This is a genomic window from Streptomyces humidus, from assembly GCF_014649655.1.
GTDB lineage: Bacteria > Actinomycetota > Actinomycetes > Streptomycetales > Streptomycetaceae > Streptomyces > Streptomyces humidus.
Genome location: NZ_BMTL01000011.1, coordinates 222,880 through 248,305, shown reverse-complemented (window position 1 = coordinate 248,305; position 25,426 = coordinate 222,880). Strand labels below are relative to the sequence as shown.

24 protein-coding genes, 3 pseudogenes and 1 riboswitch are annotated in these 25,426 nt (G+C 71.0%); of the genes and pseudogenes, 14 read left to right on the top strand and 13 right to left on the bottom strand.

Annotation, left to right across the window (positions count from 1 at the left end):
* Positions 1-156: 156 nt before the first annotated feature.
* Both IE239_RS15740 and IE239_RS15735 read left to right on the top strand, forming a co-directional pair.
* Positions 157-1,167: an LLM class F420-dependent oxidoreductase gene (locus IE239_RS15740; protein ID WP_190149928.1), complete on the top strand. Its 1,011-nt coding sequence runs from the start codon at positions 157-159 to the stop codon at positions 1,165-1,167.
* Between the two features lie 70 nt (positions 1,168-1,237).
* Positions 1,238-1,528: a hypothetical protein gene (locus IE239_RS15735; protein ID WP_190149927.1), complete on the top strand. Its 291-nt coding sequence runs from the start codon at positions 1,238-1,240 to the stop codon at positions 1,526-1,528.
* A 22-nt stretch (positions 1,529-1,550) separates the two neighbouring features.
* Here IE239_RS15735 and IE239_RS15730 read toward each other — a convergent pair whose 3' ends face one another.
* The 3 genes from IE239_RS15730 to IE239_RS15720 are packed head-to-tail and all read right to left on the bottom strand — an operon-like array spanning position 1,551 to position 4,929.
* Positions 1,551-2,621, bottom strand: coding sequence for a prenyltransferase/squalene oxidase repeat-containing protein (locus tag IE239_RS15730; RefSeq protein ID WP_190149926.1), 1,071 nt, complete (start codon positions 2,619-2,621; stop codon positions 1,551-1,553).
* Complete coding sequence (locus IE239_RS15725; protein ID WP_190149925.1) at positions 2,618-3,361, bottom strand: class I SAM-dependent methyltransferase; 744 nt, start codon at positions 3,359-3,361, stop codon at positions 2,618-2,620. Before IE239_RS15725 ends, IE239_RS15730 begins: the two co-directional genes overlap by 4 nt.
* On the bottom strand, positions 3,355-4,929 hold the full coding sequence (locus tag IE239_RS15720) for a glycosyltransferase family 4 protein (RefSeq protein WP_190149924.1): 1,575 nt from the start codon (positions 4,927-4,929) through the stop codon (positions 3,355-3,357). Before IE239_RS15720 ends, IE239_RS15725 begins: the two co-directional genes overlap by 7 nt.
* Positions 4,930-5,159: 230 nt before the next feature.
* Between IE239_RS15720 and IE239_RS15715 the strand changes: the two genes are divergently transcribed.
* The gene (locus IE239_RS15715; protein WP_190149923.1) at positions 5,160-5,804 is read left to right on the top strand and encodes a TetR family transcriptional regulator; all 645 of its coding nucleotides are present in this window, start codon (positions 5,160-5,162) and stop codon (positions 5,802-5,804) included.
* A gap of 214 nt (positions 5,805-6,018) precedes the next feature.
* On the opposite strand, the gene IE239_RS15710 is transcribed toward IE239_RS15715, so the two are convergent.
* On the bottom strand, positions 6,019-6,270 hold the full coding sequence (locus IE239_RS15710; protein WP_190149945.1) for a ferredoxin: 252 nt from the start codon (positions 6,268-6,270) through the stop codon (positions 6,019-6,021).
* Between the two features lie 23 nt (positions 6,271-6,293).
* Entirely contained in the window at positions 6,294-7,751 is a 1,458-nt protein-coding gene (locus tag IE239_RS15705; RefSeq protein WP_190149922.1) for an aldehyde dehydrogenase, read from the bottom strand.
* A gap of 86 nt (positions 7,752-7,837) precedes the next feature.
* Here IE239_RS15705 and IE239_RS15700 point away from each other — a divergent pair, with 86 nt between their 5' ends.
* The 8 genes from IE239_RS15700 to IE239_RS15665 all read left to right on the top strand — a co-directional run bounded on the left by IE239_RS15700 (position 7,838) and on the right by IE239_RS15665 (position 16,577).
* Positions 7,838-8,863 carry a Strvi_7410 family MBL fold metallo-hydrolase gene (locus IE239_RS15700; protein ID WP_190149921.1) on the top strand — a complete coding sequence of 342 codons (1,026 nt, stop codon included), beginning with the start codon at positions 7,838-7,840 and terminating at the stop codon, positions 8,861-8,863.
* A 255-nt stretch (positions 8,864-9,118) separates the two neighbouring features.
* Positions 9,119-9,190, top strand: a riboswitch (adenosylcobalamin-variant (AdoCbl-variant) riboswitch).
* A gap of 125 nt (positions 9,191-9,315) precedes the next feature.
* Complete coding sequence (locus IE239_RS15695; protein WP_190149920.1) at positions 9,316-10,578, top strand: SCO2321 family membrane protein; 1,263 nt, start codon at positions 9,316-9,318, stop codon at positions 10,576-10,578.
* A 143-nt stretch (positions 10,579-10,721) separates the two neighbouring features.
* On the top strand, positions 10,722-11,429 hold the full coding sequence (locus IE239_RS15690; protein WP_190149919.1) for an SCO2322 family protein: 708 nt from the start codon (positions 10,722-10,724) through the stop codon (positions 11,427-11,429).
* Positions 11,422-12,495, top strand: a complete 1,074-nt coding sequence (locus IE239_RS15685) for an energy-coupling factor transporter transmembrane component T (RefSeq protein WP_190149918.1) — start codon at positions 11,422-11,424, stop codon at positions 12,493-12,495. Before IE239_RS15690 ends, IE239_RS15685 begins: the two co-directional genes overlap by 8 nt.
* Positions 12,492-14,117: an ABC transporter ATP-binding protein gene (locus IE239_RS15680; protein ID WP_190149917.1), complete on the top strand. Its 1,626-nt coding sequence runs from the start codon at positions 12,492-12,494 to the stop codon at positions 14,115-14,117. The genes IE239_RS15685 and IE239_RS15680 overlap by 4 nt, the downstream gene beginning before the upstream one ends.
* Positions 14,114-14,974 (top strand): ECF transporter S component, encoded by an 861-nt coding sequence (locus IE239_RS15675; RefSeq protein ID WP_190149916.1) that lies wholly within the window; start codon positions 14,114-14,116, stop codon positions 14,972-14,974. Before IE239_RS15680 ends, IE239_RS15675 begins: the two co-directional genes overlap by 4 nt.
* 328 nt (positions 14,975-15,302) lie before the next feature.
* On the top strand, positions 15,303-15,719 hold the full coding sequence (locus IE239_RS15670; RefSeq protein ID WP_190149915.1) for an aggregation-promoting factor C-terminal-like domain-containing protein: 417 nt from the start codon (positions 15,303-15,305) through the stop codon (positions 15,717-15,719).
* Positions 15,720-15,875: 156 nt separating this feature from the next.
* Positions 15,876-16,577, top strand: coding sequence for a YoaK family protein (locus IE239_RS15665; RefSeq protein WP_190149914.1), 702 nt, complete (start codon positions 15,876-15,878; stop codon positions 16,575-16,577).
* A gap of 110 nt (positions 16,578-16,687) precedes the next feature.
* Here IE239_RS15665 and IE239_RS15660 read toward each other — a convergent pair whose 3' ends face one another.
* On the bottom strand, positions 16,688-17,926 hold the full coding sequence (locus IE239_RS15660; protein ID WP_190149913.1) for a cytochrome P450: 1,239 nt from the start codon (positions 17,924-17,926) through the stop codon (positions 16,688-16,690).
* A gap of 174 nt (positions 17,927-18,100) precedes the next feature.
* Here IE239_RS15660 and IE239_RS15655 point away from each other — a divergent pair, with 174 nt between their 5' ends.
* On the top strand, positions 18,101-19,270 hold the full coding sequence (locus IE239_RS15655; protein ID WP_190149912.1) for a steroid 3-ketoacyl-CoA thiolase: 1,170 nt from the start codon (positions 18,101-18,103) through the stop codon (positions 19,268-19,270).
* Here the strand turns inward: IE239_RS15655 and IE239_RS15650 are convergent.
* The 5 genes and pseudogenes from IE239_RS15650 to IE239_RS15630 all read right to left on the bottom strand — a co-directional run bounded on the left by IE239_RS15650 (position 19,254) and on the right by IE239_RS15630 (position 21,410).
* Entirely contained in the window at positions 19,254-19,457 is a 204-nt protein-coding gene (locus IE239_RS15650) for a DUF397 domain-containing protein (RefSeq protein WP_190149911.1), read from the bottom strand. The two genes, IE239_RS15655 and IE239_RS15650, sit on opposite strands and share 17 nt — an antisense overlap.
* A complete protein-coding gene (locus IE239_RS15645; protein ID WP_190149910.1) occupies positions 19,417-20,265 on the bottom strand; it encodes a helix-turn-helix domain-containing protein in 849 nt (282 codons plus the stop codon). The genes IE239_RS15650 and IE239_RS15645 overlap by 41 nt, the downstream gene beginning before the upstream one ends.
* Positions 20,266-20,440: 175 nt before the next feature.
* Positions 20,441-20,656, bottom strand: a pseudogene (locus IE239_RS15640) (helix-turn-helix domain-containing protein); the annotation flags it as partial.
* A gap of 35 nt (positions 20,657-20,691) precedes the next feature.
* Positions 20,692-21,030 (bottom strand): helix-turn-helix domain-containing protein, encoded by a 339-nt coding sequence (locus IE239_RS15635; protein ID WP_103815984.1) that lies wholly within the window; start codon positions 21,028-21,030, stop codon positions 20,692-20,694.
* Complete coding sequence (locus IE239_RS15630) at positions 21,027-21,410, bottom strand: type II toxin-antitoxin system RelE/ParE family toxin (protein ID WP_190149908.1); 384 nt, start codon at positions 21,408-21,410, stop codon at positions 21,027-21,029. The genes IE239_RS15635 and IE239_RS15630 overlap by 4 nt, the downstream gene beginning before the upstream one ends.
* Positions 21,411-21,727: 317 nt before the next feature.
* On the opposite strand from IE239_RS15630, the pseudogene IE239_RS15625 reads away from it, so the two are divergent.
* Positions 21,728-22,414 (top strand): annotated as a pseudogene (locus IE239_RS15625) (site-specific integrase); the annotation flags it as partial.
* A 147-nt stretch (positions 22,415-22,561) separates the two neighbouring features.
* On the opposite strand, the gene IE239_RS15620 reads toward IE239_RS15625, so the two are convergent.
* Together IE239_RS15620 and IE239_RS15615 are read right to left on the bottom strand one after the other, a co-directional pair.
* Positions 22,562-22,720 carry a hypothetical protein gene (locus IE239_RS15620; RefSeq protein WP_190149907.1) on the bottom strand — a complete coding sequence of 53 codons (159 nt, stop codon included), beginning with the start codon at positions 22,718-22,720 and terminating at the stop codon, positions 22,562-22,564.
* 75 nt (positions 22,721-22,795) lie between these two features.
* A complete protein-coding gene (locus tag IE239_RS15615) occupies positions 22,796-23,749 on the bottom strand; it encodes a polymorphic toxin-type HINT domain-containing protein (protein ID WP_190149906.1) in 954 nt (317 codons plus the stop codon).
* Positions 23,750-24,119: 370 nt separating this feature from the next.
* Between IE239_RS15615 and IE239_RS15605 the strand changes: the two are divergent.
* Positions 24,120-25,405 (top strand): annotated as a pseudogene (locus tag IE239_RS15605) (IS256 family transposase).
* The last annotated feature ends 21 nt before the right edge of the window (positions 25,406-25,426 follow it).

The following is a 25,426-nucleotide window of genomic DNA, read 5'->3' as shown; positions in this document are numbered from 1 at the left end:
CGGCTGATCGTCCGCCCGTAGGCGTCGTCAGCGTCGCACGGCGTCACTGGGCGGCAACGTTCCGAGCAGCGGCAAGCAGGCCCCTCGCCCTTCCGGGCGGGGGGCCGTTGTCGTACAGTCGCAGCCCCTGAACTGACGGACCGTCAGGAGGCTGTCATGCGGCTCGGTCTCGCGCTCGGCTACTGGGGTCGCGGCCCCTCCCCGGACCAGGTGGAGCTGGCCCGGGAGGCGGAGCGGCTCGGATACGACTCGGTGTGGACGGCGGAGTCCTGGGGGTCGGACGCCTTCACCCCGCTCACCTGGATCGCCGCAAGGACGTCGACGATCGGACTGGGCACGGCGGTCGCCCAGATGGCGGCCCGCTCCCCCACCACGACCGCGATGCACGCCCTCACCCTGGACCATCTCTCCGGGGGACGGATGATGCTCGGGCTCGGCCTGTCCGGACCGCAGGTCGTCGAGGGCTGGTACGGTCGTCCCTTCCCCGCGTCGCCGCTGACCGCGACCCGCGAGTACGTGGACGTCGTCCGGCAGGTGCTGCGGCGCGAGGCGCCGGTCGAGACGGACGGCCGGTTCCACCCCATCCCCTACCGGGGCCCCGACGGAACCGGCCTGGGCCGGGCGCTGAAGTCCATCACCCATCCCCTGCGGCCGGATCTGCCGGTGCTGCTCGGCGCCGAGGGCCCGAGGAACGTGGCGCAGACCGTGCGGATCGCCGACGGCTGGCTGCCGCTGTACTGGTCGCCGAGCCGGCCCGACGCGTACGGCCCCGGGGTCGCGGAGCTGCCGGAGGGCTTCCGGGTGGCTCCGATGGCACGGGTCAAGGTGTGCGACGACGTCTCCGAGGGGCTGCTGTCGGTCAAGGCCATGCTCGGCTTCTACATCGGCGGCATGGGCCACGCGACCCGCAACTTCCACGCCGACCTGATGGGGCGCATGGGCTACGCGGAGGAGGCCCGGCACATCCAGCGACTGTTCCTGGCGGGCCGTCGTGAGGAGGCCGTCCTCGCCGTGCCGGACGCCTTCGCCGACGAGATCTCCCTCGTCGGCCCCCGCGAACGCATCGCGGAGCGGCTGGAGTCGTGGCGCAAGGGCCCGGTGACGGACCTGCTGGCGGTGGCGCCGGACCGGACCTCGCTGCGGGTGCTGGCGGAGCTCAACTCCTGACCGGGCACTATGCCCAACCGGCCCTCCACGCCCGAGGTTTCATCCGGAATCGAACGGCAATCCGGAGGACATGTCTCGATATCGCAGTGGTTCCAACTCGGCAGGAACGGTCATAGCGGTCGTCGCGGACGTCATGGCCGTCATCCTCGGGCTCTGGATTCTCATGTATCTGCTGGACGCCAACCGGGGCAACGACCTGGTCCAGTTCGTCCAGCACGCGGCCGACTGGCTGGCCGGCTGGTCCCGTGACCTCTTCACCTTCGACGAGGCATGGGCCCGGGTCGTGGCCGGCTACGGCCTGGCCGCGGTGGTGTACCTGTTCATCGGTCACGCCATCGCGAACAGGGTCCACCGCCACTGACGCAGGCGACGTCCCCGGGCCGTCAGGCGCAGCAGTCCGCCTCCAGCCCGGAGGGCAGTTGCTCCCCGCCGAAGACGGCGCAGGTGGCCTCGTGACCGCCGAGCGCCGCGACGGCGAGGAGCAGCGAGCCCGCCGTCCAGGTGGTCAGCTCACGGGGCCAGATCGCCTCGTCCTCGAACACGAACCCGGTCCAGTACAGCCCCGACTCCGCGTCCCGGAGGTGCTGGATCGCCTGAAGGATCTCCAGCGCCCGGTCGGACTCCCCCATCGCCCACAGGGCCAGGGCGAGTTCGGCCGACTCGCCGCCCGTCACCCACGGGTTGGGCGCCACGCAGCGCACGCCCAGCCCCGGGACGACGAACCGCTCCCAGTCCGACTCGATGCGGGACTTGGCCTCCGCTCCGGTCAACGCGCCGCCCAGGACGGGGTAGTACCAGTCCATCGAGTAGCGGCCCTTGTCGAGGAACCGCTCCGGATGCCGCCGTATGGCGTGCCTCAGGGCACCGGCCGCCAACTCCCAGTCGGGCTGCGGCTCTTCGCGCTGTTCGGCGACGGCCAGCGCGCAGCGCAGCGCCTGGTGGATCGACGAGGAGCCGGTGAGCAGCGCGTCGGCGGTCGGCGTGCCGTCGTCCTCGCGGCGCCAGCCGATCTGCCCGCCCGGCTGCTGCAGCCGCAGCACGTACTCGACCGCGGCGTGGACGGTCGGCCACATACGGTCGAGGAAGGTGTCGTCGCCGGTGGACAGGTAGTGGTGCCAGACGCCGACGGCCACGTACGCGACGAAGTTCGTCTCGCGTCCCCGGTCGGTGACGGCGTCGAAGTCGCCGTCCTGGTAGGCCGCGAACCAGGAGCCGTCCTCGTTCTGGTGGCGGGCCAGCCAGTCGTAGGCGCGCTCGGCGGCCTCGTGCTCGCCGGCCGCGTCGAGCGCCATGGCGGCCTCGGTGTGGTCCCACGGATCGAGGTGGTGACCGCGGAACCACGGGACCGCGCCGTCCTCGCGCTGCACGGCGAGGATGCCGGCGACGGTCGCGGCGGCCTGCCCGGCGGTGAGGACCCCGGTCAGGACGAGGTGTTCCGTCCGGGGCGTCGTCACTTGGCGGCCGCCTCGGACATCGCGGGCAGGTGGGGTTTGGTCGCGTAGGCCACGAAGCTTTTGCCGATGAGCGGGTTCAGCGCCTGCTCGGCGACCCGGGTGGCCAGCGGCTTCTTCATGATGTCCCAGACCAGCAGCTTGTGGTAGGCGCGCACCGGCAGCGCCTTGTCGTTGTCGACGCCGAACGCGCACTTCAGCCACCAGTACGGCGAGTGCAGCGCGTGGGCGTGGTGGGTGCCGTACGGCTTCAGGCCGGCCTCACGGATCTTGCCGAGCAGTTCGTCCGCCCGGTAGATGCGGATGTGGCCGCCCTCGACCTCGTGGTAGGCGTCGGAGAGGGTCCAGCAGACCTTCTCGGGACCGTAACGCGGGACGGTGATCGCGATGCGGCCGCCCGGCTTCAGCACGCGCACCATCTCCGCGAGGACGCCCTTGTCGTCAGGTATGTGCTCCATGACCTCGGAGATGATGACGACGTCGAAGGACTCGTCGGGGAAGGGCAGGGCGAGCGCGTCGCCCTCCATGGCGGTCGCGGTCGCGGTCGCGGGGGCCTCCCCCGCCTCCTTCATCGCAGCGAACCACTTGGCGACCTCGCGGATCTCCTCGGCGTTCTGGTCGAGGGCCACGACCTGCGCGCCGCGCCGGTAGCACTCGAAGGCGTGCCGGCCGGCCCCGCAGCCGAGATCCAGGACCCGGTCGCCCGGAGCGAGCGGAAACCGGGAGAAGTCGACGGTCAGCACGTGGCCCTGCTTTCGCGATCGGATGCTTCGGATACGTCGGCGGCGGGAGCGCCGCCGGTGGCCCGGGCGTCGACGGCCTCGGGAGCGGAGGGGGCGGAGGGAGCGGAGGGAGCGGAGGGAGCGGAGGGAGCGGCGAGGGCCGCGGGCGCCGTGCGGGCAGCGGGGACCGTCGAGGCGGCCGTCGTCCCGGCAGGGGCCGTCGAGGCCGCCGTCGCCCCGGCGGAGGCCGTGCGCGGCGGGGAGTCCTCGGGGGCGCGGGTGCGGCCGGCGTCGGCCATCGCCTCCCGGTAGCGGGCCACGGTCCCCTCGGCGGCCCGCGCCCAGGTGAACCGTTCCAGCACGCGCTGCCGTCCGGCCGCTCCGAGCCGGGCCCGCAGTCCGGGGTCGCCGAGCAGCCGGTTCAGGCCCGCGGCGAGCGCGCCCGCGTCGCCGGGCGGCACGGCCAGGCAGGTCTCCCCGTCGCGCCCGGCGACCTCGGGGATCGCCCCGCCGGTCGTCGCGAGCAGCGGGGTGCCGGTGGCCATGGCCTCGGCGGCCGGCAGGGAGAAGCCCTCGTACAGCGACGGCACGCAGGCGACCTCCGCCGAGCGCACCAGGTCGACCAGTTCGGCGTCGGAGATGCCCTTGACGAACTCGACGGCCCCTTCGAGGCCGTACCGCTCGATCGACTGGGCGACCGGCCCCTCCTGCGGGCGCTTGCCGACGACGACCAGGTGCGCGTGGGGGTGCTCGGTGCGCGTCTTCGCCAGCGCTTCGACGAGGTGGACCAGGCCCTTGAGCGGAACGTCCGCGCTGGACGTCGTCACGATCCGGCCGGGTATCTGCGCCACGGCGGGATTCGGCGAGAACAGGTCGGTGTCGGCCCCGATGTGGACGACGTGGATGCGGTCGTCGCGGACGCCGAGGTGGTCGACGATCTCCTGTCGGGAGGTGCCGGAGACGGTGAGCACCGAAGGCAGCCGACGGGCGACGCGCTTCTGCATGGCGGTGAAGGCGTACCAGCGGCGCACGGAGTACCGCCGCCGCCGTCCCTCGGCGGCGTCCAGCTCCAACTGCCGGTCGACGGTGATGGGGTGGTGGATGGTGGTGACCAGGGGCGCGCCGACATCCCCCAACAGGCCGTAGCCCAGGGTCTGGTTGTCGTGCACGACGTCGAACTCACCGCGGCGGGCGCGCAGATGACGGCGGGCGCGCAGCGAGAAGGTCAGCGGCTCGGGGAACCCGCCGGTCCACATCGTCGCCACTTCGAGGGCGTCGATCCAGTCGCGGTACTCGCCCCGGCCGGGGGTGCGGAAAGGATCCGGCTGGCGGTAGAGGTCGAGGCTGGGCAGCTCGGTGAGGGAGAGCCGGTCCTCGTGCCCCGGGTCGAGCACCGGGTAGGGCTGCGAGCCGATGACCTCCACCCGGTGGCCCAGCCGGGCCAGTTCGCGGGAGAGATGCCGTACGTAGACGCCCTGGCCCCCGCAGAACGGGTTTCCCTTATAGGTGAGGAGCGCGATCTTGAGCGGTCGCCCGCCGTCAGCGGCAAGGTCATGCCGAGACCCTGCCTGGCCGGCCTCAGCGGTCACCCCGGGCCCCCTTCTGCCTGCATTGTCCCGCGAGACTACGTCGGGACGCTAATGTAGAACAAGTTTCAGACTTGATCGTTCGGGAGGCTCTGAATCTACCGGCAGGTACGCGCGCTGTGAGCGGTGGATCAGGTGATTCACGCCACCACCGATCACCCGTCGCGCCGTATGATCACCGCCCCTCACCGACTGTCACCACGACTGCCACGGAACGGACCGGAACGGGACCCATGCCTGCGGAAGCCAACCCCCAGCGCCCCGCGCACTCCGCCCTCACCGAGCGGCAGGAGGCGCGCCGCCGCCGCATCCTGCACGCGAGCGCGCAGTTGGCCAGCCGGGGCGGCTTCGACGCGGTGCAGATGCGGGAGGTCGCGGAGTCCTCGCAGGTCGCCCTCGGCACGCTGTACCGCTACTTCCCCTCCAAGGTGCATCTCCTGGTGGCCACCATGCAGGACCAGTTGGAGCACATGCACGGCACGCTGCGGAAGAAGCCGCCGACCGGCGAACGGGCGGCGGAGCGCGTCGCCGAGACCCTGATGCGCGCGTTCCGCGCCCTGCAGCGCGAGCCGCACCTGGCCGACGCGATGGTCCGCGCGCTGACCTTCGCCGACCGCAGCGTCTCGCCGGAGGTCGACCAGGTGTCCCGTCAGACGACGGCGATCATCCTGGACTCGATGGGCCTGAGCGACCCCACCCCCGAGCAGCTCTCCGCGGTCCGCGTCATCGAGCACACCTGGCACTCGGCGCTCATCACCTGGCTGTCGGGCCGCGCGTCCATCGCGCAGGTGCGGATCGACATCGAGACGGTGTGCCGGCTGATCGACGTGACCGACCCCGGGACCCCCGGGACGGGCGCGCCCCGCACGCACGCGTGAGACCTACGGGACGACGAGGGTAGTTCCGCCGGGTCCGGTCATCGCGACCCCGCGGTCCCTCGCTACGTCCGTCGACGTCGGCCTCGGCGGATGCCCTGACACTCGGCGTCTCGCAGAAGTCGGCTACTCCGGTCGCACTCCCTACAGTCGCCCCGTAGGCCACTTCCAGGATAGAACATCCAAACCTGGAGACAATACCCTAATCGGAAATTTCTCACTCATCGGGCGGGAAGACCGCCTCACCGCTCCCCGCCAGCGTGATCATGATCGCTTCCACCGGGCAGCTCTCCGCGGCCGTCAGCACCCGCTCGTTGGCGTCCGGGTCCGGGTCGGCCGGGTGGGACTGGCGGGCGGAGTCGAGCCGGAATCCGGCGGGGGCGTGGTGCACGCACTGGGCGGAGCCGATGCACAGGGACCGGTCGACCTCGACGTGCCACCGGTCCCCCGCGCCCGCGCGCTCCCGCACGCCGGACACGTCCGCCTCCTCCCTCACCCCTCCCACCCCGCGGGCAGATGGATCATCTTGTGCTCCAGGTACTCGCCGAAGCCCTCGGGCCCGAACTCCCGCCCCAGCCCCGAGTTCTTGTAGCCGCCGAACGGGCCGAGCATGTCCAGGCTGAAGGTGTTCACCGAGTACGTCCCCGTACGGACCTGCCGCGCGATGTCGATGCCGTGCCCGACGTCGGCCGTCCACACGCTGCCGCTGAGCCCGTAGTCCGAGTCGTTCGCGATCTTCACCGCCTCGGCCTCGTCGCCGTAGGGCAGCAGGCAGATCACCGGGCCGAAGATCTCCTCGCGGGCGATCCGCATGGAGTTGTCGACGTCGCCGAAGAGGGTCGGCTCCACGTACCAGCCGCGGTCCAGCCCCGCCGGACGGCCGCCGCCGGTCAGGATCTTCGCGCCCTCCTCCTGCCCGATGCGGATGTAGTCGAGGTTGCGGCGCTGCTGCCGCTCGGCCACCAGCGGACCGATCTGGGTCGCCGGGTCCAGCGGGTCGCCGACCACCAGCGCGTCCGCCGCCGCCGCGAAGGCGTCCGCGAACTCGTCGTAGCGGGAGCGCGGGACGAGGATCCGGGTCTGGGCGACGCAGGCCTGACCGTTGTTCATCCAGGCGGCCGAGGCGATCCCGGGGACGGCGGTGGCGAGGTCCGCGTCCGGCAGGACGACCGCCGCCGACTTCCCGCCCAGCTCCAGGGTCACCCGGGTGAGGTTGCGGGACGCCACCTCCATGACCCGCCTGCCGGCCGCGACCGAGCCCGTGAACGAGACCTTGTCCACGCCCGGGTGCCCGACCAGGTACTCGCTCACCTCGCGGTCCGCCGGCAGGATCGACAGCACGCCCTCCGGCAGCCCCGCCTCCCGCACGATGTCGGCGAGGACGTAGGCGTCCAGCGGCGACTCCGGGGACGGCTTGAGGATCACCGTGCAGCCGGCGAGCAGCGCGGGGGCGAGCTTGGCGGCGGCGACGAACTGCGGGACGTTCCAGGGGACGACCGCCGCGACCACCCCGACCGGCTCGCGCCGCACGAGGATCCTGCCGAGCGCACCGTCGCGCCGCTCCTCGTAGGTGAAGCCCCGGGCGACGGTGATCGCCGCGTCCCACACCATCATCGCGCCGAGGGCCTGCGCGAGGACGCTCCAGGAGTACGGGGAGCCGTTCTCGGAGGAGATCACCCGGGCGAGCTCCTCGTGACGAGCGAGGATCCCGTCCTTGATCCGGCCGACGACCTCGATCCGCTCTTCGAGCGCAAGGCGGGGCCAGGGCCCCTCGTCGAAGGCCCGCCGCGCCACGGCGACGGCCCGGTCGACATCGGCCGGCGAGGCGTGCGGCACCCGCCCGATGACCTCCTCGGTGTGCGGCGAGATCACCTCGATGACGTCGTCGCCCAACGGGTCGGTCAACTCTCCGCCGATGAACAGCTTTCCGTGTTCCACGAACTCTGCCATGGCCACTGCCTTCATTTTCTGACGGTGTTTCAGAAACTGATACCAGTTCTAGTTATAGTGGGCAATGGCCGTGGGACGGAGGGCAGATGACGAAGGTGTTCGATCATGGCGGGGGTGTGCGGTCCCTACGGGTGCCCATCCCTGACAACCCGCTCGGCCACACGCTCGTCTACGTCGTCGACACCGACCGCGGACCGGTGCTGGTCGACACCGGCTGGGACGACCCCGCCTCCTGGGACGCGCTCGTGGCGGGCCTCACGGACTGCGGAACGTCGGTCGCCGCGCTCCACGGCGTCGTCATCACCCACCACCACCCCGACCACCACGGCCTGTCCGCCCAGGTGCGGGAGGCGTCCGGGGCGTGGGTGGCGATGCACGCGGCGGACGCGTCGATCGTGCGGCGGACCCGGGAGACCCGGCCCGAGCGCTGGTACACGTACATGGCCGAGAAGCTGACCGCCGCGGGAGCCCCCGACGCGCACCTCGCCCCGCTGCGCTCGTCGCGCCGCCGCGCGCTGCCCGGCCTCTCCCCCGCCCTGCCCGACCGTGAGATCGTCCCCGGCGAGCTCCTCGACCTGCCCGGCCGCAGGCTGCGCGCCATCTGGACCCCGGGGCACACCCCCGGCCATGTCTGCCTGCATCTGGAGGAGGACCACCCGGCCGGACTGCCGGGCCGCGGCCGTCTGTTCTCCGGCGACCACGTGCTTCCCGGCATCACCCCGCACATCGGCCTCTACGAGGACCCCGACGACGCGACGGTGACCGACCCGCTGGGCGACTACCTCGCCTCTCTCGAACGCGTCGGCCGTCTCGCTCCCGCCGAGGTCCTCCCGGCCCACCAGCACGCCTTCACCGACGCCCCGTCCCGGGTACGGGAGTTGCTCGCTCACCACGAGGAGCGCCTCACCGGCCTCCTCTCCCTCCTCGCCTCCCCCCTCACCCCCTGGCAGCTCGCCGAGCGCATGGAGTGGAACCGGCCCTGGGAGGAGATCCCCTACGGGTCGAGGAACATCGCGGTCTCCGAGGCCGAGGCGCACCTGCGGCGCCTGGTGAAGCTGGGCCGGGCGGAGGCGGTGCCGGGAAGCGATCCGGTGACGTACGCGGCGGTGTGATCCCGGGGCGCCTCGCCGCGGCCCGGTGATCCGGTCACGTCCGGATGATCCGGTCGCGTCCCGGCGGCACTCGCCAGACCCGCACGTCCCCGCTTCCCTCGCGGCCCCGGCCGCGGCTCGGCAGCGTCCGGTCGACGTCCCGCCAGCGTCCCCGTCGGCCGCCCGCCCGGCTTCCGGCGCGGCGCCCACGCGCCGCCCAACCACCCCTCGGGCGCCGAATCGGCTGCCGGTAGAGTGACGCGGGTCGTCATCACGCCCGTACAGGGAGAAGCCGGTGCAAATCCGGCGCTGACCCGCAACCGTGACAGCCGGATCGCCCGGTACGGACCGTGACCGGCTCACGTGCGTCGGCAGGTCGGCCGGCGCACGGCACCGTCGAGGCATACGGAGCCGAGCCGCCGGGGTCGCCCCGTGCTGCCCGGCTCCCTCACAGGGAGAGGCACCCGCCCATCATGAACGTCCGCCGTAGCGCCGCGGCCCTGGCCGCCGCCACCGTCGTGCTGGGCGCCGCCGTCCCCGCCGTCGCCGCCACACCCTCCCCCACCCCCTCGACGGCGGTGCCGGACGGGTTGTACGGGACGGCCGACCCGACGTACGACGGTGTCTGGCGGCAGTCGCTGGCCCTGCTCGCGCAGCACACCGCGGGTGTCACCCCGGCCGCGAAGGCCGTGGCCTGGCTGGCCGGGCAGCAGTGCGCGAACGGCGCCTTCGCCGCGTTCCGCGCCGACACCGCCGAGCCGTGCGACGCGAAGCTGATGGTGGACACCAACAGCACGGCGGCGGCCGTCCAGGCGCTGGCGGCGCTGGGCGGTCACGGGACCGGGGCGCAGAAGGGGGTCGGCTGGCTGAAGTCCGTCCAGAACGCCGACGGCGGCTGGGGTTACTCCCCCGGCGGGGCCACTGACGCCAACTCGACGTCCGTCGTCGCGGGCGCGCTGGCGGCCGCCGGGCAGCGGCCCGCGGACGTGCGGAAGGCCGGGAAGTCGGCGTACGACGCCCTGGTGAAGCTCTCCCTGCCGTGCGGCAAGTCCGGCGGCGGCGCGTTCGCGTACCAGCCGGACAAGAAGGGCGACCTCGCGGCCAACGCGGACGCGACGGCGGCGGGCGTCCTGGGCGCGCTCGGCAAGGGGTTCGTGACGACGGCCGGCAAGGCGTCGCAGGGCGACCGCGCCTGCGGTGGCTCCTCCGCCCCGCCCACCCCGGACGAGCTCGCCCGCAACGGCGCGGCCTACCTCGCCGGAGCGGTCGCCCACGACGGCTTCCTGAAGTCCGTCCTGCCCGGCGCCGCGAACCAGCCCGACTACGGCAACACGGCCGACGCGGTGGTCGCCCTCGCCGCCCTCGGGTGGACCGAGCAGGCCGGCAAGCCCCTGGCCTGGCTGGAGCGCAACGCCGCGGGCTGGGCGAAGCAGAGCGGTCCCGCCGCTTACGCCCAGTTGGTCTTCGCGGCTCACTCGACGGGCGCCGATCCGCGCGCCTTCGGCGGCACGGACCTGGTGGCACAGCTCAACGCGACGGGTCCGGCCCCGCAGTCCGCCGCGAAGTCGGGCGGCTCGGCCGCCTCGGCGGCGGACGCGAAGAACACGGACGACTCCGCCGACTCCGGCAGCTCCGGCCCGAGTTACAGCCTCTGGCTGGTCATCGGGGTGTTCCTCGTGGTCGGCATCGGCATCGGCTTCCTGGTCAGCCGCCGTGGCGGGAAGCGGCAGCAGTGACACACCGGTCCGCCGCCGCCCGTACCCCCGCGCGCGTCCGCGGCCATGCCCCTGCCCCTACCTACGGCAGTGTCCGCACCCACGGTCGCGCCCAGGGCCGTATACGTGCCCGCACAGGTGCCCGCCCACGGGGCCGTCTCCGGATGCTTGCCGCGGTCGTCCTCGCCGCATCGGCGGTGGTGGCGACCGGCGCGGCGGGCCCGGCCCAGGCCGCCGGCTATCGCTACTGGTCCTTCTGGGACCGCACCGGCGACCACTGGACCTACGCCACCCAGGGCCCTTCCACCGCCCGCCCCGCCGACGGCGACGTCCAGGGGTTCCGGTTCGCGGTGAGCGCCGACTCGCAGGACGCGACGCGGCCTCGCGGCGCCGCCTCCTTCGCGGCGATCTGCGCCAGGACGCCCGCGCGGGACGGCACGAAGCGGGTGGCCCTGGTCATCGACTTCGGCACGGCGGCGGACGCCCCGGGCGGCGAGGCCCCGCCGTCGCCTTCCCCGCGCACCGCGTGCGCCCGGGTTCCCTCCGACGCGACGACGGCCGAGGCGCTCGCCGCGGTCGCGGGGCCGCTGCGCTACGACGCCAACGCCCTGCTGTGCGCGATCGCCGGCTATCCGGGGGCGGGGTGCGGCGAGCAGGTGTCGACGGACGGGAGGCGCGCCGGGCAGCCGACGGCGGCCGAGGAGACCGGAGGCGGCGACGGCAGCCGGAAGGCCGACAGCGACGGCAACGGGGCCGGACCCGGCGGCGGGAAGGGCGGGGGCCCGTCGGTGGGCCTGTTCGCGGGGGCGGGGGCGGTGGCCGTGCTGGGCGCGGCCGCGGTGTGGCAGGCGCGGCGGCGCCGGAATGGCTGACCGCCGCTCCCAGCCGCAACTGCACCCCGGCGCCTGGTGGTTGTGGGCCCTCGGACTCGGCGCCGCCGCCACCCGCACCACCAACCCGCTCCTGCTCGGCCTGCTGCTCACCGTCTCCGCGTACGTCGTCACCGTGTGCCGCCCCGACACCCCCTGGTCCCGTTCCTACTCCGCGTTCCTCAAGCTGGCCCTCGCCGTCCTCGTCGTCCGTCTCGTCTTCGTGGTCGTGCTCGGCTCGCCGATCCCCGGCACGCATGTGCTGGTCACGTTGCCCGAAGTCCCGCTGCCGCACTGGGCGCAGGGCATCCGGCTGGGCGGCGCGGTCACGGCGGAGGGCCTGCTCTTCGCGCTCTACGACGGTCTGCGGCTGGCCACGCTCCTCGTCTGCGTCGGCGCCGCGAACGCGCTGGCCTCCCCGTCGCGCCTGCTGAAGGCTCTCCCGGGCGCCCTGTACGAGACCGGGGTGGCGGTGGTCGTGGCGCTCACCTTCGCCCCGAACCTCATCGCGGACGTCCACCGGCTGCGCGCCGCCCGACGTCTGCGGGGCCGTCCGGACCGGGGGCTGCGCGGCCTGCTCCAGGTGGGCCTGCCGGTGCTGGAGGGCGCGTTGGAGCGTTCCGTCGCCCTGGCCGCCGCGATGGACGCGCGCGGCTACGGCCGCACCGCCGACGTGCCCGCTCCCGTCCGCCGCACGACCGCCGTCCTCACGCTGGGCGGCCTGCTCGGGGTCTGCGCGGGAACGTACGGCCTGCTCACCGCGGCCGGCGGCACGTACGGCCTGCCGGTGCTGCTCGCCGGGGCGGTCGCGGCCCTGGCCGGGCTGCGGCTGGGCGGCCGCCGCTCCGCGCGCACCCGCTACCGCCCGGACCGCTGGACCCCGCGGGCCTGTCTGACCGCCGCCTCCGGCGTCGCGGTCGCGGCCCTGCTCATCATGGCCGCGACCGCCGACCCGGCGGCCCTGAACCCCGGGGTGGTCCCGCTGACCGCGCCCGCCCTCCCGCTGTGGCCCGCGGCGGCCGTACTCGTCGCCCTGCTGCCCGCGTTCGTGCACAAGGAGCCGTCGTGATCCGCTTCGAGAACGTCTCGGTGACGTACGACGGCGTAGCCGAACCCACCCTCAGGGACGTCGACTTCACCGTCCCCGAGGGTGAACTCGTCCTGCTGGCGGGCCCGTCGGGGGTGGGCAAGTCGACGTTGCTCGGCGCGGTGAGCGGTCTCGTCCCGCACTTCACCGGCGGCGTCCTGCGCGGCCGCGTCACGGTCGCCGGCCGTGACACCCGCACCCACAAGCCGCGTGAACTGGCCGACGTCGTGGGGACGGTGGGCCAGGACCCCCTCTCGCACTTCGTGACGGACACGGTCGAGGACGAACTCGCCTACGGCATGGAGTCGTTGGGCCTGCCGCCGGCGGTGATGCGCCGCCGCGTCGAGGAGACCCTCGACCTGCTCGGCCTGGCCGGCCTGCGCGACCGCCCCCTGGCCACCCTCTCGGGCGGCCAGCAGCAGCGGGTCGCGATCGGCTCGGTCCTCACGCCGCATCCCCGGGTGCTCGTCCTGGACGAGCCGACGTCCGCGCTCGACCCGGCGGCCGCCGAGGAGGTCCTCGCCGTCCTCCTGCGGCTCGTCCACGACCTCGGCACGACGGTGCTGCTGGCCGAGCACCGTCTCGAACGCGTCCTGCAGTACGCCGACCAGGTCGCCCTGCTGCCCGCCGCCGGGGCGGCCCCGCTCCTCGGCGCGCCGGCGGACGTCATGGCCGTCTCCCCGGTGTTCCCGCCGGTGGTGGACCTGGGCCGGCTGGCGGGCTGGTCCCCGCTGCCGCTGACGGTCCGCGACGCCCGCCGACGGGCCGCCGACCTGCGAGAACGCCTGGCCGCGGTGGCCTCCTCCCCCTCTTCCCCCTCTGCCCCCTCTGCTTCCTCAGCGGCCTCCTCCGCATCGCCCGCCGAGGCCCGGTCGCTCGGCGTTCGCCGAGGCGGCGTCCAGGCACTGCGTGACGTCAGCCTCACCGTCGCGCCCGGCGAGACCATCGCCCTCATGGGCCGCAACGGCGCCGGGAAGTCGACGCTGCTCAACGCGTTCGTCGGCCTGGTCGTGCCGTCCGCCGGGACGGTGCGCGTCGGCGGCGCGGTCCCGCACCGCACCTCCCCCCGCGACCTGGTCCGCCGCGTGGGCCTGGTCCCGCAGGAGCCGCGCGACCTGCTCTACGCCGACACGGTCGCCGCCGAGTGCGCGGCCGCCGACCGGGACGCGCGGGCCACGCCCGGTGCCTGCCGCGCCCTGGTCTCGGAGCTCCTCCCCGGCATCGCGGACGACACCCACCCCCGCGATCTGTCCGAGGGCCAGCGGCTCACGCTCGCGCTGGCGGTCGTCCTCGCCGCCCGGCCGCCGCTCCTGCTGCTCGACGAGCCCACCCGCGGCCTGGACTACGCGGCGAAGGCCCGCCTGGTCGCCGTCCTGCGCGGGCTGGCCGCGGCCGGTCACGCGATCGTGCTGGCCACACACGACGTGGAACTGGCCGCGGAACTGGCCCACCGGGTGGTGCTGCTCGCGGAGGGCGAGGTGATCGCCGACGGTCCCACGGCGGAGGTGGTGGTCTCGTCCCCGTCCTTCGCCCCGCAGGTGACCAAGATCCTCGCACCGCAGGAGTGGCTCACGGTCGCGCAGGTGAGGCGGGCGCTGCGATGACGACACCCCGGCGGAGCCCCCGCCCCGTGCGGCTGGGCCCGCGCTCCCTGGTCGCGTTGACGCTGGTCAGCGCAGTGGGCGTGATCGCGTTCGGCTGGCCCTTCCTGGCCCCGCCGGGCTCCGCCCTGACCGCGCACGCGCAGGACGCGCCCTGGTTGTTCGCGGGCCTGCTGGTGCTGCTGGTCGCGGTCGTGGCGGCGACGATCTCGGAGTCCGGGCTGGGCGCGAAGGCGGTGGCGATGCTCGGCGTGCTGGCGGCGACGGGCGCGGCGCTGCGCCCGGTCGGCGCGGGGACGGCGGGCATCGAGCCCATGTTCTTCCTGATGGTGCTGAGCGGCCGGGTCCTGGGCCCGGGTTTCGGCTTCGTCCTCGGCTCGGTCACGATGTTCGCGTCCGCCCTGCTCACGGGCGGGGTGGGGCCGTGGATGCCGTTCCAGATGCTGGCGATGGGCTGGTTCACGACGGGGGCGGGCCTGCTGCCGGGACCGGAGCGGCTGCGCGGCCGGGCGGAGCTGGTGCTGCTGGCGGGTTACGGCTTCCTCGCCGCCTTCGCGTACGGCACGGCGATGAACATGGCGGGCTGGCCGTTCATGGGCGCGCTGGCGTCGGGGGTGGCCTTCGACCCGGACGGGACGGTCCCGGCGAACCTGGCCCGGTTCGCCGCTTACTGCGTGGCGACGTCGCTCGGCTGGGACCTGGGGCGGGCACTGGTGACGGTGCTGCTCACGCTCACCCTCGGTCCGGCCGTGCTCAAGGCGCTACGCAGAGCCACCCGAAGGGCGGCCTTCGAGACCGCGGTCACATTCGAGCCCCCCGGAGAGCCTTCGAGAGCGGCCCCGAAGGCCGTTGACCGGTGAACCACCCCACATGACCCACATCACCTACTACTTGCCCTAGTCGGGCAAATAGGACGCCATGCCCATGCCATTACGCACTCTGACCTGCACGTTGAGAGCCAGGTCACACCGGCGACCTTCACCCGGAGTACGGCCACAACTAGCAAAAGGGGTCTTTGCGGACAGCCCCGGATCCTGCTTCTCTGGATGACGTCGCAGGGCGCCGACGAGCCTCACGGCCTCGGCCCACGGCATGCAGCCACCCACCGCACCTCACGCGGTGCGGCCCACGCACCGCGTGACTCCGGCATGCAGGCGACCACCACGTCCCCGAAGGAAAAGGTTCTCCGTGTCCGTCTCCGTCATCCGTCGCATCGCTTCCCCGAAGAAGGCCCTCACCGGCATCGCCGTGGCCGCCGCCACCGCGGGCATGGCGCTGTCCGCCGCCCCCGCCCACGCCGCGACGGCCCCCTCCGCCTCCCAGGCCCAGGCGATCGCGCACAAGATGATCCCGAACGCGGCTCAGTACCAGGCCTTCTCCAACATCGTGAAGCACGAGAGCGGCTGGAACGTCAGCGCCACCAACGCCTCCTCCGGCGCCTACGGCCTCGTCCAGGCCCTGCCCGGCTCCAAGATGGCCTCGGCCGGCTCCGACTGGAAGAGCAACGCCAGGACCCAGATCAAGTGGGGTCTGGACTACATGAACTCCCGCTACGGCAGCCCGGTCGCCGCCTGGAACTTCTGGCAGGCGAACGGCTGGTACTGAGCCACCCCACCGCGCTGGACAAGCGCCCCCGTACCGTCGAAGGCGGCGGCCCCCGATCCCCGGGGCCGTCGCCTTCGGCGTCTCCACCCCAACGCCTGCGCCTCCCGAGACTTACCGTCCCCGGCGTCTCTCACCTTCGCGTGATCCACTGACCCGGTGACGACCGAGCCCACGCAGGACGCAGAGCCCACCAAGGACGCCGAATCGCGGGGCGTCCCGCTGGTCCCCGTCCTGCTCGCGCTGACGGTGGTCAGCGGCCTCATCGACGCGATCAGCTACCTGGGCCTCGGCCACGTCTTCACCGCCAACATGACCGGCAACGTCGTCGTGCTGGGCTTCGCGGCGGCCGGCGCCCCGGGCTTCTCGGTCCCGCACACGGCGACCTCGCTGGGCTGCTTCCTGGTGGGCGCGGCGGTGGGCGGTCGGGTCGCCCGCCGTGTCGGAACCGGCTCACGCCGCAGGTGGACGAGGATGACCCTGGCGGTGGAGGCCGCGCTGGTGGGCGTCTCGGCCGCCGTGGCCTTCGCCGCCCCGGACGACGCCCCCGTCACCGTCTACTCGGTCATCGCCCTGACCGCCTTCGCGATGGGCCTGCGCAACGCGACCGTACGCAAACTCGGCGTGGCCGACCTCACCACCACGGTCCTGACGATGACCCTCACCGGCCTGGCCTCCGACTCCCGGGCGGGCGGCGGCCCAGGCACCCACTCCCCACGGCGTACGGCGTCCGTGATCGCCATGGTCGTCGGCGCGGCACTCGGCGCCTGGCTGGTGCTCCACCACGGCATCGCCGTGCCGCTGCTGGTCGGGGCGGTGATCGTGGCGGTGCTGGCACTGACGGCGTCCGGCCGGGAGTGACGGAACGCGCGAAGGAGGCGGCGGCCCACGTCCTCCGGGGCCGCCGCACCTTTCACCCCGACCCGCTTCAGCGATTCAGGTCGAGCACGGGCACACCACGCCCTTCGTACTCATTCCTCGCTGACTCTCAGCTCCTTCACCCCGTTGATCCAGGCGGACCGCAGCCGGCGCGGGTCCTCGACCAGCCGCAGGTCGGGCATGGCGTCGGCGATGGCGTTGAAGATGAGGTTGATCTCCAGCACCGCGAGGGACTTGCCGAGGCAGAAGTGCGGACCGCCGCCGCCGAACCCGAGGTGCGGATTGGGATCGCGGGTGACGTCGAAGGAGTCCGGGGCGTCGAACACCTCGGGGTCACGGTTGGCGGAGGCGTAGAAGATCCCGACCCGGTCCCCCTTCCTGATCAGCTTGCCGCCGAGCTCGGTGTCCTGGGTGGCGGTCCGCTGGAAGGCGACGACGGGCGTGGCCCAGCGCACGATCTCCTCGGCGGCCGTGGCGGGCCGCTCACGTTTGTACAGCTCCCACTGCTCGGGATGGGTGAGGAAGGCGTGCATCCCGTGGGTGGTGGCGTTGCGGGTCGTCTCGTTCCCCGCGACGGCGAGCATCAGCACGAAGAACCCGAACTCGTCGGAGTTGAGGTTGCCCTCGTCCTCCGCGGCCACGAGCGTGGAGACGATGTCGTGGGCGGGACACCGCTTGCGCTCCGCGGCCATGTTCATCGCGTACGCGATCACCTCGGCGGCCGACTGCTGGCCCACCTCGGCGGTGATGGCGTACTCGGGGTCGTCGTACGCGATCATCTTGTTGGACCACTCGAAGATCTTCGCGCGGTCGTCCTGGGGTACGCCGATCAGCTCGGCGATGGCCTGCAGCGGCAGCTCCGAGGCGACGGACGTGACGAAGTCGAAGGAATCCCCGCCCTGCTCACGGGCGGCCGCGACGATGGCGGTGGCCCGCGCCCGCAGCCGCTCCTCGAGCCCGCGGATGGCCCGGGGCGTGAACCCGCGCTGCACGATCTGCCGTACGCGGGTGTGCTCGGGCGGGTCCATGTTGAGCAGGATGAACCGCTGGGCGTCGATCGAGGCGCGTTCGATGTGCTCGTTGAACCGGATGATCGCGGTGTTGAGGTAGGAGGAGAAGATCTCGGGGTGCGTGGACACGTATCGCACGTCCGCGTGCCGGGTCACGGCCCAGTATCCGTCGTCCTGGAAGCCGGCGGCATTGCCCGCCTGCGGGATCCAGCGGACCGGTTCGGCCTGTCGCAACGCGGCGAACTCCGGCAGGGGCACATGGTGTTGCAGCAGGTCGGGGTCGGTGAAGTCGAACCCGTCGGGAAGCGCTGGACAGGGCATCGGCGGCTCCAGCCATCTGGCTACGCGATCTGACGGTTCATCAGAAATAGATTGCCGTGAAGGTAGTTCAGGACCCTCGAGGCTGCAAGACCCTTGCGGTGACGCACGTCACGTAAGCAGACTGCACACAGCGAAGAACTAGAACACGTACTAGTTCCGAAGGGATCCGCACCCATGGCCGCCGAACCCGTGATCGTGGAAGCAGTCCGCACTCCCATCGGCAAGCGCGGCGGCGCGCTCGCCAACCTGCACCCCGCCTACCTCCTGGGCGAGACCTACCGCGAACTCCTCGGCCGCACCGGCATCCCCGCCGACGCGGTCGAACAGATCGTCGGCGGCACGGTGACCCACGCCGGCGAACAGTCCATGAACCCCGCCAGGACGGCCTGGCTGACGATGGGCCTCCCCTACGAGACGGCGGCGACGACGGTCGACTGCCAGTGCGGCTCCTCGCAGCAGGCCTCGCACATGACGGCCAACATGATCGCGGCAGGCGTGATCGACGTCGGCATCAGCTGCGGCGTCGAGGCGATGAGCCGTGTCCCCCTCGGCTCGGGCTCCAAGCACGGCCCGGGCAAACCGTTCCCGGACGAGTGGAACGTCGACCTCCCCAACCAGTTCGAGGCGGCGGAACGCATCGCCCGCAAGCGGGGGCTGAGCCGCGAGGACGTGGACGGACTGGGCCTGACGTCCCAGGAACGCGCGGCGACGGCCTGGGCGGAAGAGCGCTTCAAGCGCGAGACGTTCGCGGTCCAGGTCCCCACGACGGAGGACGAGCAGGCGGCGGGCCAGGGCATGTGGCGCCTGGTCGACCACGACGAGGGCCTGCGCGACACGTCCCTGGAAGCCCTGTCGGGCCTCAAGCCCGTGATGCCGACGGCGATCCACACGGCCGGCAACTCCTCGCAGATCAGCGACGGCGCGGCGGCGATCATGTGGGCGTCGAAACGGATGGCGAAGGCCCTGAAGCTGAGGCCGAGGGCGAGGATCGTGGCCCAGGCCCTGGTGGGAGCCGACCCGCACTTCCACCTGGACGGCCCCGTCGACGCGACGAAGGCCGTCCTGGGCAAGGCGGGCATGACCCTGAAGGACATCGACCTCGTCGAGATCAACGAGGCGTTCGCGTCGGTGGTGCTGAGCTGGGCGAAGGTCTTCGAGACGGACCTGTCCAAGGTCAACGTCAACGGCGGCGCGATCGCCCTCGGCCACCCGGTCGGCGCGACGGGGGCCCGCCTGATCACCACGGCCCTGCACGAACTGGAGCGCACCGACAAGGAGTTCGCCCTGATCACCATGTGCGCGGGCGGCGCACTGGCGACGGGGACGATCATTCAGCGGCTGTAGTCCAGTCCAGGAACCGGGAGAACGCGGCGGGCTCGATCCTGAGGATCGGGCCCGCCGGGGTCTTGGAGTCGCGGACGGCTACGGTGGCGGTGAGGGTCTCAGCGATCTCAACACAATCACCGCCCTGGTCACCGCTGTAGCTGGACTTACGCCACCGGATCCCCGTCAGAGTCACGTTGTTCCCCATAGCGTTCCTCCATCACTCGCCGGATCAGCTCTGCCGAATCCTTGAGGGAGAGAGCGGCAGCCCGGAGATGATCGTAACGGAGTGAACAGTCCTTGACGGTGTCCGGATTCGCGCTCGGATACCCGATGCCGTACCCCTCGGTATAGACGATGGCCGGGTCGCTGGCGAAGCGGTAGAGGTTGAACGAGCCTTGCGTCCCCGGGTGCGCCCCGGCGGAGAACGGCAGCACCTGGATGTTGATCCGAGGATTGCCCTCGAACGACAACAGGTGAGCGAGTTGTTCACGCATGACGACCCGCCCGCCGATCTCCTGCCACAGCGCCGCTTCACTCAGCACCAGCCAGAAGACGGGCGGCTCACCCTTCTCGAAGATGCGCTGGCGAGCGAGCCGGACGGCGGTGCGGTCGTCGAGGTTGTTCCGATCGAGCACGCCGAGCACGGCACGCGCGTAAGCGGGGGTCTGAAGCAGGCCATGCACCAGGTGGGTCTGAAAGGTGCAGATCTCGACGGCCCGCGCCTCCAGCTCGGCAACCTCCCTGAACCAGGACGGAAGTTGACTGCGCAGCACCAGTACGACGAGCCGCGAGAACAGCCCGCCGGTCCCCAGGGCGGCATCGACCCTCTCACTGAACTCGACGGTGGGCACCTTGCGGGCGGTCTCGACCTGTCCCACCAGCGAGCCGGTGTAATTGAGGATGTCCCCGAACTGCCGCTGCGTGAGCCCGGCGGCCTCCCGCATGCGCCGCAGCTCGAACCCGTAGTAGTCGAGCGGGGAGGCTCCGGGGTCAAGGATGTTCACATGGGTCACGCAGGGCACCTCTCTCACACACGGCCACTCTTTGCATTCGACCTGTAGCCCAGAGTAGTTGCATGAGGTCACCCTCATAGCGTGAACGGATACTTCCCCTCGATCTACGCCTCCCCCGTCCCCACGCTTCAGTGGTCTACACCGCCTGGGGAATTCCAGGAATTCCGAATGCGTGTCAAGCGGCTTTGTCGTGCGGGGTGAGGCTGATGGACAGATCGGCGCCGAGAGCCTGAGCCAGGCGGCGCAGGAGGGGAAGCGTGGGCACGGTCCCGCCGCCTTCGAAGCGGGAGATCTGCGGCTGCTTCATCCCGCACCGCTCGGCCAGCTCGGCCTGGGACAGCCCGAGCTCGATGCGCCGGTCGTGGACGAGTTGCCCGAGCTCACGGGCGAGCGCGGAAGGCGGGTCCTGCATGGTTCCTCCCCGCCTCAGGCCGCTGGGGCGACGATGGTGACGGTGGGCTCGTCTCCGCCGGCGAGGTGCACGTCCACCGTGAGGTCCAGTGCGCGGGCCAGGCGCATGATGACCGCGATGGGCGGCAGCTCGGTGGCCGTCTCGATGCCTTCGATGTCATCGACGTCGACGTGCATGCGCTCGGCGAGATCTGCCTCGCTCAGACCCAGCTGCTTACGCCGGTCGTAGACGGCCTTGCCCAACGTCATGGCGAGGCCGGCCTCTTCGTAGACCCGGTCGTACTCGGGGTCGGCGTCCAGGTGTTCGCCCAGCAGCTGGCGGTGGCGACGGGTCCTCCATTCGCTGTGGTTCATCGGTTCTCCTTGAGGTTGCGGCTGTAGAGGTCGTGCTCAGCGGCGGCTTCATGCTCTGCCTCGCACAATCGCTGTGCGGCGTGGGCGCGGTCCACTTCGGCCTGCTCGCGCATCTTGGTCTTGCGGAACACGGTGAGCAGCACGACACGTCGGCCGGGCGCCAGCCAGTAGGTGATCCGCTGATGGGCATCGCCCAGGCGGAAGCGCAGCTCGCGGAGCTTGCCGCCCAGGTGGCGGGAGTGCGGTTCGTCGAGCGTGGTGGGCTGCTCGGCGAGCAGGTCGGCGACGCGTTCGGCCTGCTTGTAGTGATGGGCGGGAAGGTTCTCCAGCCACAGCCGCACCTCCGGCTCGAGCTCGATCGAGTACCGCCCGCTGTCCATATCGCCGATGATATATGGCACGGGGTGCGAGAGCGCGACTTCGTAGCTCAGGTCGTGTGCCGTCGCCCCGATCGCAGCCACTCCAGCGTCGCACCCCCAATACTCCCCCCTTCGCCCTGATGCCACGGCGCCGCCCGCAAACCCGCGGCAACCTGCCGAGGCGGTGCAGGATCGGCTTCTTTCGGCAGGATCAGGCCCGAGCGGGAGAGGCAGCGCACGGCCGGGCTGGTGCATCGCCCACTCTGGCGGCGCGGGGCCGGGGCGGGAGTACCCGCATCCAGCTCGGCCGCTCGGCCGTCTACGACCTGCTCCGCTCACGCAACGTCGCCCGCAACGTCCACACCGGCACCCCACGGCCCCGACGTTTTGAACCCCTCACCGCCGACGAAGCCCAAGCCCGCCTGTTCCTCGCGGCCACCCGCGAACACCGGCTGCACGCGCTGTTTGAACTCGCCCTCCACACCGGACTCCGCAAGGGCGAACTCCTCGGCCTCCGCTGGGAAGACCTCGACCTCGACGCGGGCACCGCCGCGATCCGCCGAACCTTGCAGCGCACCAGCACAGGCGGGCTCACCACGTTGCCCACCAAGACCCGGGCCTCCGAACGCCGCATCGCCCTCCCCACCCGCTGTCTCCAGTCGCTGAAGCGTCACGACGAGCAGCAGCAGCGCGAGCGTGAGGCCGTAGGCACCACGTGGCAGCACAGCAGGCACGTACTCACCACCGCGCAAGGCGGACCAATCGACCCAACTACTCTCACCCACACCTTCACCACGCTCCTCCGCAAGGCTGATATTCGCCGCATCCGCTTCCACGACCTCCGCCACTCGACCGCCACCCTGCTCCTGGAACAGGGCGTCGAACTCGTCGTAATCAAGGAACTCCTCGGCCACGCCCACGTCCGACTCCGACTCCAGCGGGACGCCATCGATGCCCTGAGCCACGCTCTCGGCGGCCAGGACGACGACCCTGACAACCCACCAGCAGCAGCCGTCATCCGCTGACTTTGCCGTCAGTGTTGCCGTCAAACGACACAGAAGCCCCACCGGAATTTCTCGCGGTGAGGCTTCTGATATATCCAAGGACATTCCGCCTTGCACTTGCAGAAACAGACGGATCAGAGCAGAGCTCTATCCATCAGCCCAGTTGATTCAGTTCAGCACGGATTCTTTCTGCTTCGGCGCGGACAGCGGCCGCTTCGGCGGCAGCCCTCTGGCGATCTTCATGATAGATGAGAACGCCAGCCAGTAAATCCAAAGCGTCTGCAATCCTTTCCCGCCACGCGGCAAAAGATTCAGTTTCACGCTCACCCGGAGGTCTTTCGGATCGCACTTCTCTCAATCTTTGAAGTGCGGCGCGCAACTCTGGAGAGATGGGCATGAGACTCACCCACGTCCACCGATTAGAGGCAAGAACCGCTGACAGGCAAGGCATGGTGCGATCAGCTCGCCATGATTCTCAATTGGGAACGAATTTCCTCTACCGCCACCACCGATCATGACGGACTGGAATGTCGACCCTTCCAGCGGGATTTCAGCATTCTCAAACTGGATGACACACCCAACTTCCCCACATCCGCCATGGTGTCCAGAGTTGGCTACTGCCCTCGCTGTCTGCGGAGGCATTGTACCGCTACGCGTATCCATCGCATAGGCGAAACGGACATGCTCTCCATCCGCAGAAGTAATCTTCGTCGCAACATTGGGTCGCGATTCCGGGCTCATATTCAGCGCCTCGTCTGCAAAGTCGAGCAAGTCATCAGCGGCCTCACCACAGTTGTGAACGAGTACCGGCGTGGCCCCCGCCAGCACATAGTACGCGTGGATGTCCTCGATGGTGAGGTCGTGGGTGCGCTGGTGCTTCGTATAGTGACTGAGCGCGGTGATCTGGACGCGGGTGCCGGCACTCGTACGGAGCGTCTGGCCGAGTTGGAGGTCGCTAGCCTGCACCCACTTCTTCAGTTCGGGCACCCAGAACGGGTGGGGGTCCGTGGCCACGATGCTTGAGTACGCACCGTCCACGGCGATCGAGATTTCGGTGAAGTCCTTGTCGTCCTCCGTGGTAATCGTCTCAACAACCGGCTTCTCCGTCGTTTCGCCAGTTTCTGGGTCGGTCGTGATTACTACGTCGCCGACTTCTACGTCCTCAATGGCCTTCCTCGTACCATCGGCTAGGAGTACTCCTGTCCCCGGAAGGAAGCTGTGGCATTTAGCCAGTATTTTCGCGCCGACTTTTCCGAGGCCGTATCCCACCGCACCTGAAGCAGCACCCCAGATTGCCCCCTCCCCCATATCACTGAGCTGTCCCGAGATGCTGTGATCAGCGTCGTCCGACAGCATGTTCCCCACTGCGGAACTCGCGGCCCCGGCGACAGCCCCACAGCCCGCCGCGGCAGCGAAGCCGACACCCCCGGTTGCGAAACCTGCCCCCACCGCCGTGCCGACACACAACCCGCCGACCACAACTTCGGTAGCCACTTGGGCGATAACGACCTTGTGCTCTGAAACCCAACTCTTTGTGTCGCCCCAAGCCTTGCTCAACCCGCAGCCGGTGTACCACGAACAGCCACCTCCGCCGCCACCCCCGCTGCCTCCTCCTCCACCACCACTGCCGCCGCCGCTGCTCCCACCACCACCGCCGGAGCTCTTCTTCTTCGGGGCCGGGTCTGTACGGTGAGTGGTGTAACTCCCGAGCTGGAAGCGACAGTTGATGACTGACGTGACGAGTGACACCGAGGCCCTGCAAGCCCCTGTGAGTGGGACGAGCGCCGTGGATGACGGGCTGGTCGCCGAGTTGGTTGACCGGGCCCAGGCCGGTGGCGTGAAACTCACCGGGGAGGGCGGCCTGCTGCAGCAGCTGACCAAGCGGGTGCTGGAGTCCGCCCTGGAGGGCGAGCTCACTGATCATCTGGGGCACCAGCCTGGCGAGCGGGCCGAGGGCGGTCGGGACAACTACCGCAACGGGCACCGGTCCAAGACCGTGATCACCGAGTCGGGGCCGGTCGAGATCGCGGTGCCGCGGGACCGGGCCGGGTCCTTCGAGCCCCAGCTGGTCAAGAAGCGGCAGCGGCGTCTGGGCGGGGTGGATGAGATGGTCCTGTCGCTGTCGGCGAAAGGGCTGACGCATGGGGAGATCTCCGCGCATCTCGCCGAGGTGTATGGCACGGAAATCTCCAAGTCCACGATCTCCACGATCACCGACAGTGTGATGGCCGGCATGACGGAATGGCAGAACCGCCCGCTGGACAGCGTCTACCCGGTCGTCTTCATCGACTGTGTGAACGTAAAGGTCAGGGACGGGCAGGTCGCCAACCGGCCCGTCTACATGGCGGTGGCGGTCACCGCCGAGGGACACCGGGACATCCTGGGCCTGTGGATCGGCGACGGCGGGGGGGCGCAAAGTACTGGCTCCAGGTCCTGACCGAGATCAAGAACCGCGGCGCGGCCGATGTCCTGATGCTGGTCTGTGACGGCCTGACCGGCCTCCCGGACGCCGTGAATACCGTCTGGCCTGCGACGATCGTCCAGACCTGCGTCGTTCACCTGCTGCGGAACAGCTTCCGTTACGCGGCCCGGCAGGACTGGGAGAAGATCGCGAAGGCGCTCAGGCCCGTCTGCACCGCGCCGACCGAGGAGGCCGCGCTGGAGCGGTTCGTGGAGTTCACCGACGCCTGGGGCGGGAAGTATCCGGCGGTCGTCCGGCTCTGGGAAGCGGCCTGGGCGGAGTTCGTGCCCTTCCTCCAGTTCGACGTGGAGATCCGCAAGATCATCTGCACCACCAACGCAATCGAGAGCATCAACGCGCGGATCCGCAAGGCCGTCCGGGCCCGGGGGCACTTCCCCACCGACCAGGCCGCCCTCAAGTGCGTCTACTTGGCCGTCATGAGCCTGGACCCGACCGGGACCGGACGCAAACGCTGGACCATGCGCTGGAAGGCAGCACTCCAGGCTTTCGACATCACCTTCGACGGCCGGCTCACCGCCGTACGCCGCTGAACAAAACCGACCGAGTTCCAC

What these genes read in the sequence shown, in the direction of transcription:
- IE239_RS15740 (WP_190149928.1), top strand. Translation starts at nt 157, where the DNA reads ATGCGGCTCGGTCTCGCGCTCGGCTACTGGGGTCGCGGCCCCTCCCCG.
- IE239_RS15735 (WP_190149927.1), top strand. Translation starts at nt 1,238, where the DNA reads ATGTCTCGATATCGCAGTGGTTCCAACTCGGCAGGAACGGTCATAGCG.
- IE239_RS15715 (WP_190149923.1), top strand. Translation starts at nt 5,160, where the DNA reads ATGCCTGCGGAAGCCAACCCCCAGCGCCCCGCGCACTCCGCCCTCACC.
- IE239_RS15705 (WP_190149922.1), bottom strand. Translation starts at nt 7,751, where the DNA reads ATGGCAGAGTTCGTGGAACACGGAAAGCTGTTCATCGGCGGAGAGTTG.
- IE239_RS15700 (WP_190149921.1), top strand. Translation starts at nt 7,838, where the DNA reads ATGACGAAGGTGTTCGATCATGGCGGGGGTGTGCGGTCCCTACGGGTG.
- IE239_RS15695 (WP_190149920.1), top strand. Translation starts at nt 9,316, where the DNA reads ATGAACGTCCGCCGTAGCGCCGCGGCCCTGGCCGCCGCCACCGTCGTG.
- IE239_RS15690 (WP_190149919.1), top strand. Translation starts at nt 10,722, where the DNA reads ATGCTTGCCGCGGTCGTCCTCGCCGCATCGGCGGTGGTGGCGACCGGC.
- IE239_RS15685 (WP_190149918.1), top strand. Translation starts at nt 11,422, where the DNA reads ATGGCTGACCGCCGCTCCCAGCCGCAACTGCACCCCGGCGCCTGGTGG.
- IE239_RS15675 (WP_190149916.1), top strand. Translation starts at nt 14,114, where the DNA reads ATGACGACACCCCGGCGGAGCCCCCGCCCCGTGCGGCTGGGCCCGCGC.
- IE239_RS15660 (WP_190149913.1), bottom strand. Translation starts at nt 17,926, where the DNA reads ATGCCCTGTCCAGCGCTTCCCGACGGGTTCGACTTCACCGACCCCGAC.
- IE239_RS15655 (WP_190149912.1), top strand. Translation starts at nt 18,101, where the DNA reads ATGGCCGCCGAACCCGTGATCGTGGAAGCAGTCCGCACTCCCATCGGC.
- IE239_RS15650 (WP_190149911.1), bottom strand. Translation starts at nt 19,457, where the DNA reads ATGGGGAACAACGTGACTCTGACGGGGATCCGGTGGCGTAAGTCCAGC.
- IE239_RS15635 (WP_103815984.1), bottom strand. Translation starts at nt 21,030, where the DNA reads ATGAACCACAGCGAATGGAGGACCCGTCGCCACCGCCAGCTGCTGGGC.
- IE239_RS15630 (WP_190149908.1), bottom strand. Translation starts at nt 21,410, where the DNA reads ATGGACAGCGGGCGGTACTCGATCGAGCTCGAGCCGGAGGTGCGGCTG.
- IE239_RS15615 (WP_190149906.1), bottom strand. Translation starts at nt 23,749, where the DNA reads ATGCTGTCGGACGACGCTGATCACAGCATCTCGGGACAGCTCAGTGAT.